Annotated in this window: 2 protein-coding genes; both read right to left on the minus strand. The window is 65.6% G+C overall.

What is annotated here, in order from left to right; translation table 11 throughout:
* Positions 1-882 (minus strand): ABC transporter ATP-binding protein (locus tag EOA28_RS35660; RefSeq protein ID WP_148671100.1); only part of this gene is annotated, 882 nt, incomplete at its 3' end.
* Between the two features lie 77 nt (positions 883-959).
* A partial coding sequence (locus EOA28_RS35665; RefSeq protein ID WP_128315844.1) for an extracellular solute-binding protein occupies positions 960-1,429 on the minus strand: 470 nt, incomplete at its 5' end.

The raw sequence follows: 1,429 nt of genomic DNA on the forward strand, positions 1-1,429 counted from the left end.
GCGCAGCGCTTCGGGGCGGAAGGCGGCGAAGCCGCTGGCGCCGGTCGCGGCGGCCTTGAGATGCGGCTGGCCAGCGACCGAGCAGACCAGCCGGCCGAGTGCAGTCTCGATCGCGCGGAATTCGCCCTGCGTCTCACCCAGCGAGCCTGCCACGAGATTGTTCTCCCCGAAGAACCGCGCCACGAACTCGCAGTTCGGCTTGTAATAGAGCTCGTGCGGGGTGCCGAGCTGGCGGATATGTCCGGCCTGCATGACGCAGATCCGGTCGGCCACGCCGATGGCTTCCTCCTGGTCGTGGGTGACGAACAGGAAGGTGGTCTTGACCTCGCGCTGGATGGATTTCAGGAACTCCTGCATCTGCCGGCGCAGTTCGAGGTCGAGAGCCGCGAGCGGCTCGTCGAGCAGGACGAGCCGGGGCTGGCAGATCAGGGCGCGAGCGAGCGCCACGCGCTGGCGCTGGCCGCCGGAGAGCTGGGCTGGAAAGCGGTCGGCGAACCGCCCGAGCTGCACCAATTCCAGAGCTTCGGCGACGCGGCGCGCGATCTCCTTGCGTGCCACGTGTCGAACCGACAGGCCGTAGCCGACATTGCCGGCGACGGTAAGATGCGGGAACAGCGCATAGTCCTGGAACACGGTGTTGAAGGGCCGCCGGTTGATCGGCATGCCGCTGATGTCCTGGCCGTCGAGGCGGATCTCGCCCGAAGTCAGCGGCTCCAGGCCGCCGATCAGCCTGAGCACCGTGGTCTTGCCCGAACCGGACGGTCCCAGCACGGTCAAGAACTCGCCATCGCGGATCGCAAGGTCGATGTCGTAGAGCACGGGAACGGTGCCATAGGACTTCGAGACGGAGCGCAGCGTGAGAAGGTCGCTGGTCTGGTTCATGGCTGACTTCCAAGAATAGCGTGTCGGCGGTCCGGTCCGGCCCGGACCGCCAGGTCCTCAAGGATCGCGAGGGCGGGTCAAGGCGCCGCCTTGATCTCGTTCCACAGGTCGGAGCGCTTGGTCGGGTCCTCGACATTGTTGAGCCAGACCAGCTTGTCGTTGCTGCCGGCGCTGCTCGATTCGACCACGGTGTTGCCGAAGCCGGTGCGCTCGGACAAGGCGCCGCTCACCTTCTTGCTCAGCATGAAGTCGATCCACTTCTCGGCCGCGTCCTTGTCGCGAACGCCCTTCGAGATGACCCAGTTGTCGAGCCGGGCGAGCGCGCCTTCACTCGGGTTGATGTAGGCGACGTGGGCGCCGATCTTCTGCAAGGCCTTGACCTGCTGCTGGCCGTAATTGGCCCAGATCAGGGCGACGTCGTTGTTCTGATAGATCTGCTGGGCCTCGTCGGCGGTGGTGTAGAAGCTGAGCACATTGCCCTTCAGCTCGACGAGCTTCGCCTTGACCACCGCCATCTGCTCGGCGCTGAGGTTGAACGGGTCCTTGT

This window comes from Mesorhizobium sp. M2A.F.Ca.ET.067.02.1.1 (genome assembly GCF_004023285.1).
Taxonomy (GTDB): domain Bacteria; phylum Pseudomonadota; class Alphaproteobacteria; order Rhizobiales; family Rhizobiaceae; genus Mesorhizobium.